The sequence below is a fragment of the Mesotoga infera genome (assembly GCA_011045915.1).
In the GTDB taxonomy this organism is placed as follows: Bacteria; Thermotogota; Thermotogae; order Petrotogales; family Kosmotogaceae; genus Mesotoga; species Mesotoga infera_D.
The window spans coordinates 1-7,083 of record DSBT01000280.1; the positions used below are offsets into that span (position 1 = coordinate 1).

At 46.0% G+C, this 7,083-nt stretch carries 7 protein-coding genes; all 7 read right to left on the reverse strand.

The features are described 5' to 3' along the window. Positions 1-200: fumarate hydratase (locus ENN47_09260; protein ID HDP78351.1), on the reverse strand; the 200-nt coding region annotated here is incomplete at its 3' end. A 12-nt stretch (positions 201-212) separates the two neighbouring features. Next, entirely contained in the window at positions 213-1,661 is a 1,449-nt protein-coding gene (locus tag ENN47_09265) for a hypothetical protein (GenBank protein ID HDP78352.1), read from the reverse strand. Next, complete coding sequence (locus ENN47_09270) at positions 1,651-2,532, reverse strand: amidohydrolase (protein HDP78353.1); 882 nt, start codon at positions 2,530-2,532, stop codon at positions 1,651-1,653. The genes ENN47_09265 and ENN47_09270 overlap by 11 nt, the downstream gene beginning before the upstream one ends. 5 nt (positions 2,533-2,537) lie before the next feature. Then, a complete protein-coding gene (locus tag ENN47_09275) occupies positions 2,538-3,293 on the reverse strand; it encodes a carbohydrate ABC transporter permease (protein HDP78354.1) in 756 nt (251 codons plus the stop codon). An 83-nt stretch (positions 3,294-3,376) separates the two neighbouring features. Then, the gene (locus ENN47_09280) at positions 3,377-4,258 is read right to left on the reverse strand and encodes a sugar ABC transporter permease (protein HDP78355.1); all 882 of its coding nucleotides are present in this window, start codon (positions 4,256-4,258) and stop codon (positions 3,377-3,379) included. A gap of 60 nt (positions 4,259-4,318) precedes the next feature. Continuing rightward, positions 4,319-5,563, reverse strand: a complete 1,245-nt coding sequence (locus tag ENN47_09285) for an extracellular solute-binding protein (GenBank protein HDP78356.1) — start codon at positions 5,561-5,563, stop codon at positions 4,319-4,321. Between the two features lie 28 nt (positions 5,564-5,591). Then, positions 5,592-6,692, reverse strand: coding sequence for an ROK family protein (locus tag ENN47_09290; protein ID HDP78357.1), 1,101 nt, complete (start codon positions 6,690-6,692; stop codon positions 5,592-5,594). Positions 6,693-7,083: the final 391 nt, after the last annotated feature.

The window sequence follows — 7,083 nt, forward strand, 5'->3', positions numbered from 1 at the left end:
AAGACGAAGAATTCTAGAAAACCTGTATCCTGACAAATGGGGAGTCCTGTTCTCCTAGAAATGGTGACGTTTTTCTTCAAGACTTCCGAGAATGGCCCTTGATAGAGATCGAGCTGCTCGACAATGTAAGGATCCATTTCAGTGTTTGCCGTTGAAACCTCTTCTCCGAGTCTGATAATTATTTCCTTAGCTGCAATCACTATTGCACCGCATCAACCGAGACAATTGAACTCTGTCGTTAGGCGTTTCTCGCTCTTGGCAATGACCTTGACCAGCTCGTCCAGCGATTTGGAAATCCCTCTCACTTTTGCTTCAATAGAATCCAGAACGCTTTCCACAGCCTGAGTGGAGGGACCTCCTGGAATAGTGCGCATCTCTACAAAGTGTCTGGGAGAAAGAGTAGTCTTGAGCTCAGAGTCTCTCATGCCTATGGGTCTTCCGACTAGACTTTGGAATTCTTTGCGGAGAGCTTCAAGAGAGTATCCCGATTTGACATAGGCGCTCGTAACTCTATGAGCTGTTCTGAATGAGATTGATTCTCTCCTTACAAGTTCGTCAGCAAGTTCTGTTGTTGTCGTTCCGGCAGATATTGCTATATCGTCCACTTTCTTCTCGTCCACGGACACTTTTAGAAGCGTCTCTTCCAGCAATTCCAGCAGCCCCGAAAACGTTTCACACCCTCTGGTAAAGTTTGTGAGAGGAGCGTCTGCGACTTCGTTCACATCCTGGTAAGGTACATTGTGGAAGAGGTCAATAAGGCTCTGAAAGTCTCCAGAGGCCATCCCGGACTGGATTCTTATGTGCTCGATTATCACAGGATTCCTCTTCTGCGGCATTATACTGGAAACCTGCACGAGTTCATCAGGGAAGCTGAGAATCCCGACTTCGCAAGAGGCTTTGTGTCCCATATCGGCCATAAGACGGGTTATGTCGGTCAGTATGCTCTTGAACCACATCGATGGATAAGTGAGCCAATGGGATGTGACGATAGCCTGGTAAGAGTTGGGAACCGGATATTCGAATCCCAGAAGGTCAGAGACCAGTTTCCGATCAATATTGAATCCTGTCGTGGTGATCGCTGCAGCACCCAAAGGGCACTGATTCACGACTCTTAAGGAGGTGTTCAATCCTTCCAGTCCTTCCAGAAATTCTATAAGGAAAGATGCCAGATAGTGAGCTAGCGTGGAGACCTGTGCGGGTTGTCCATGCGTGTATAGAACCAAGAGTTGTTCTCTGGAGTTCTTTATCTTCTCGATCAAACTTCCCGTCATCGCCAGCATTTGCTTCATGAGGGAAATCATCCGCTTTCTCACGTACAATCTGAAGACAGTTGCGTCCATATCATTCCTGCTTCTAGCAGTATGGAGAGAGCCTGCCTTTTCTCCGAGAAGTCCTTCGAGTTGCTTCTCATAGAAGAAGAAAAGATCTTCAACCCCATCGGGGAACTCCCGCGGGATCTTCATAGTCGTGTCTAGTGCTCCAATAGCATTCTTTAGCGCTGATGCTGTTTCGGAGTCGATTATCCCCTGCTTTGTAAGCATAACTAGATGAGCCCTGTTTTGCTGCCCGAATTCACTCAGGAAGGTCTCCGCCCAGTGCCTGTAAGACTTTTCGAGAACGTGCCTAGAATATATTGGAGAAAATCCCATACTACCTCCCATTGAGAAGGTCGTCTATGTTGCCGAAGACGACCCTTTCGATTTCATCGTCGGAATAACCAACGTTAATCATGGCTTTGAACTGCTCATCGAAGTAGGCCTTTGCGTAACCCCTGGGAAAATAACTGGAATCCGTACCAAATACAATTCTACCCGGCCCTATAGTCTCTCTATACTTTCGAAAGAGCATTTCCAGGTTCACATCGTAAGGCATCCATCTCATCCACTGGTTTGATCCGCTTGTGTCAATATATACATTGGGGCAGGCCCAGCAGAGATTCAAGGTTTCAAAGACGTATCCACAACCAAAATGTGGCACGATTATTCTCATATGAGGAAAGGCTTTTGCAACATCGTGAATTACCAGTGGATTGATATTCATATGATTGGCAATCCCCCCAGCAGAGCCCATGATACCAAAATGGATCAGCACAGGGATATTTTCTCCCTGAGCGACTTCCCATACCGGATAAAGATCTTTGCTGTCAAGAGGCTTTCCAACCGTCGGTCCAAGTATCTTATATCCCTTCAGACCCTGCTTCTTAACGGCTTTCTCAAGCAGGAAAGGGGCCTCTTCGAGTGAAGGGTCGTGATGAGCATAGCCGTGAAACCTGTCGGGATGAGATTTAACTATCTCCGCCATTGCCTCGTTTCCACCTGAAGTAACGAAAACGACAGAGATATCATACATTTCTGCCTCTCTATACCATCTCTCTACCATTTCATCCTGTGAAGCGATGGGTTCGGCCCCATCGAACTGCCATGCCTTTCTCCAGCGCGCCCTCTCACGGGCCAGCCATGGATGGACACTACCTTTAGCCTTTCCAAAGAGATCAGAAGATGGAAAATGAACATGAGAATCGATTATTCGCATATGTATCACCCCTTTAATCCCGACATGGCGATTCCCTTTACAATCTGCTTCTGGAAGATTATGAAGAAGATTATCAGCGGTATGGTTGAGACGGCGGCGCCTGTCATAATCAACTCCCACCTGGTTAGATTCTCACTTGAGAAGTAAGAGACCCCGACCGGGAGAGTGTACATCTTCGGAGTCTGGGCTACTATGAGAGGCCACAAAAAAGCATTCCAGTTGCCAACGAAATTGAAAATCGCCAGTGTGGCAAGTGCCGGTTTGACGAGAGGTATGACTATTCTGATGAATATTCCAAATTCCGATACCCCGTCGATTCTTGCTGCATCAAGCAGGTCATCCGGTATCGTCGACATGAACTGCTTCATGAGGAAAATACCGAAAGCGCTGATCATACCGGGAAACATTATGCTCCAGTAGGTCTCCATCCACCCCAATTGCCTTACCATGATATACCATGGAATAACTAGCATCTCGGTCGGAATCATGAGCGTGCTGAGAATGAGAATAAATATGATGTTCTTGCCGGGAAAAGTATATTTGGCAAGCGTGTAGCCTATCAGCGAATCGAAAAAGAGAACGGATATAGTGGTCACAACAGCCACAATCATGCTGTTCAAAAACCACCTAGGAAACATTGAGTATTTGAAAATGAACTCGTAGTTGGCGATCGTCGGTTCATTAGGTATCAACGACATCTCATAGATTTCTTCAGATGTCTTGAAAGACGAAGAGAACATCCAGACAAAGGGAAAGACCATCACAATCGCAAAGATCGTTAGAAATATATAGGCAAAAATACTTGTTTTCCTGTCAATCCTATTCACTTGTAACCACCTACCAATCAGTATTGGACTCGCTTGTTCAATACTAGTAGTTGTATCAGCGTTATACCCATAATGAGCATGAAAAGTATCACGGTAGCGCTAGAAGCGAGACCCATATCAAAAGACCTAAAGGCTTTCTGGTATATGTATAGAACCAGAGGCTTGGTTGCGTTTAGAGGGCCTCCCGATCCCTGGTCGGTCATATTGTAAACTTGCGTGAATATCCTTAAGAACGTAATACTCTGAGTAACTACCAGAAATACCGTGATCGGATTAAGGAGAGGCAAAGTGATTTTGAAGAAGGATTGTCTTGAGGTTGCTCCATCAATCTCTGCTGCCTCTATGTACTCTTGAGGTATGGTTTGCAGACCGGCAAGATAAATGATAATGCAGTATCCTAGGTTCACCCACACAGTAGTCACAACTATGGCCGGCAAAGACTGGTTCATACTGGACAGAAACGGCTGCGCATCTAACCCAAAGGCCATCAGAACATTGTTTAATATTCCTGCGGGAGGCCGCTGGTAGATCCACCGCCAAACCCAGCTAACTGCAACAAGTGGAGTGATGTATGGCATTACATATAGCAAACGATAGAACCACTGCAGATGTCTCACCCTGTTTAACGTTGTGGCCAAAAAAAGAGATAGAACTATCACTAGCGGTATACCGAAAGTCACGTATTTAATAGTATTCCAGAGAGAAGTTGTGAATACCTTATCTTTAAAGAGCTTCACAAAATTGTCAAAGCCAACAAAATCCTTCTTCGGTGAGATCAGCCTCCAGTTTGTAAAGCTCAACCAGAAGGCATAAATCATTGGATAGAAACGAACAACAATATAGAATACCAATGGGATAGCCAGGAAAACATATGCTGTAACGATTCTTTTCTGACCTATCTTCATGTTTTACCCCCAAAGGAAATGGCCGCGGCGAAGCCACGGCCACCCACTTTCCATTTACTCTACTCTCGACCAGAATTCGTCAATTATCGCTTGATCCTCTTGTGCTGCTTCTTGGAAAGCCTTAATAGGATCCATTCCCTGTATCCAGACCTTGTCTACAGCATCCATCAATACCTGGCGCTGTCCGCTCTCATCAACAAAGAAAGTAGCATGAGCATACTCGAGTCCCTTAAGGAACGGCCCAAATTCGGGATGATCGTAGTAAGCGGCCGCAACGTTCGGATTGGCTGGAAGTTCGCCCACCTGTTCTAGCCAAAGTGTTTGAGCGTATTCGGAAGTTATGAACTTCAGGAACTTAATAGAAGCTTCCAGTTTTTCACCAGTTGCGTTGGTCGTTATTGCGTGTGCCCAGAAAGACGCAAAGTTTGACTTCACACCGTTCATGGACGGAAGTTCGGTAACTCCCCAGTTGAGGTTGTTAAGAGGTCTGAAAGTTCCAAGCCTGAAAGAACCGTCAATTGTCATGGCGGCCTTGAGAGATCTGAAAGCTGTAACGTCATCGTTCAGGAAGCCTGGGTAGCCAACTTTATCCTTGGTGATAAGGTCGGTATATACCTTCAGAGTCTCTGGCGCAGTCTGGTAGTAAAGAACGGTTCTGTTGTCCGCGCTGTATGGCGTCCCACCGAGCTGTCTGACAAGAACCTCTCTTATCCACTGGTGCTCCTGGCCAGATGGCTGCATTGTCAGACCTTCCTGAATTATGTTGCCCTTGTCGTCATACTTTGTGAGCTTCTTTGCAAATTCGACCATTTCGGCAAAAGTGGTCGGAGGACTCTCAGGATCGAGACCGGCCTCGGCAAAGAGGTCCTTGTTCCAGAATAGCGCAAGGGACCTTACCGCAGTTGGAAGGGCATATGGCACTCCATCGAACTCGATTCCTTTAGAGACGAACGGGAAGAACTCACTGTTGAGATATTCGGGAGAGAATTCGCCCTCGGGAAGTGGAACAAGATATCCCGAAGTAACATATAGCGGAATCCATCCATAGAAAAGAGTGAGAACATCCGGTCCGACTCCGGCAGGAACAGATACCGCGACCTTTTCGTTGAAATTCTCGTAGGGGAAAGTAACGTGCTCTACTTCGATCCCGGGATTCTGTTTTTCAAACTCCTCGATAAGTTGATCCACTAGCTTCACTTTTGTTTCGTAGTAGTACTGCCAGAAAGTTATCTTCACTGCACCAGCAAAACCAGCAAAGACAACCAAAACGGCCAGCAGTAGCAACAATGCTCTTTTCATTTTTCCACCTCCAGAATAGTGATTTAGCTCATACTTCCATGAAAACCTTTCTCTGAACGTTGCACACAGCTCCTAGAGAAACGCCTAACTCACCCAGTTCGCCCCGCTTGAAAGTAACCCGATCCAGTATTTCGGCGGGGACGGTTCTTCTTAGTACCGGCTTTATAAGACTCAATATCCTATCGTATTGGTTGTAACCTATTCCACCTGTTATAACGACAACGTCCGGATCAAGCAGTGTGATTACATTTGCGATTACCACGCTGAGATGCTCGCATGCAACCGTCACTATCTCCCTGAATCTCGGATTGCTATCGGAATGATCGAACATTTGCGCAACCGTCGGTTCGTTCTCGAATTCTGAAAGAAGTTTCTCGAACGCGTATCCCGAAAACCAGCTCTCAAGGCTGCCAAAGACAAAGCTCAAGTTCTTCTCTCTGCTCCAGTCAGTTATCATATACCCTATTTCGCCGGCCATGCCGCTTGTCCCTTCGTAGAGTTCGTTGTTTATTATTAGTCCCGCGCCCGTTCCCGTGCCTAGGGCCGTCAGAAAAACATTCCTGCATCCCCTGGCGGCTCCTGCCCACATCTCTCCAAGTGCGTTCAGAGTAACGTCATTAGACACAAATGTGGGAAGGTTGAATCTTTCCTCCATACAATTCATCAGATTCACTTTTCGAAGACCGAATGCGGGCATATAGAAGATCATTCCGCTCTCGGGATCTACTGTACCTGGAACGCCAATTCCAATACCCATAACTTTTGAGAGCGGAACTTTCATTACCGTAGATATTGCCTTCTCAACGGTTTCTAGAAATGTTTCCTCATCTGAAATTGACTTTGTAGAGAACTTCGCTTTTTCAACTATATTTCCATCAAGATCCGATAGTATAGAGATCAATTTGTTCCCACCAACATCAACACCAACTACATACTTGTAGTTAGGAACAAAAGACAAGAGCATGGGCTTCTTCCCACCACGAGTTGAGCTCTCTCCTTCTCTTGCTTCAATCAGTGAGCCCTGAGAGATGAAGTTGCTCACAACAACCGACACCACGGGCTTGCTTAGGCCACTCTTTCTGGCAATATCTGCCCTGGAGACTAACCCCTCATCTCTTACTATGCGCATTATTTTCTCTTCAGTCTCACGTAAGCATCGACTCACCGGAATCACCTTTGTTTTGTTAAGTAGGCTAACTTACTAACATTATACTTCAAGCTTCTCCTATTAAATAACCAGGGATATTCGTGAGCTGCGTTCGTTTAATTGCTTGAAAGACGAATAGAACAGGATATCGTGGAATATTTCAGTATTTCGATACTTTATAGATCCGGGGACCCATAAGAGTCCCCGGACTTACTAATCATTTCACTTCGCTTTTGGCAAACTCAACATATTCGCAAAGACCCTGTAGCCGCCCGGTACAAGATAATCTAGCTGCCTGTACCATACCAGTGCTGTGTAGATGTATGTTCCTTCTCCGTAGTTCGCAATCAACAGCGAACCTGGCTCGATATCC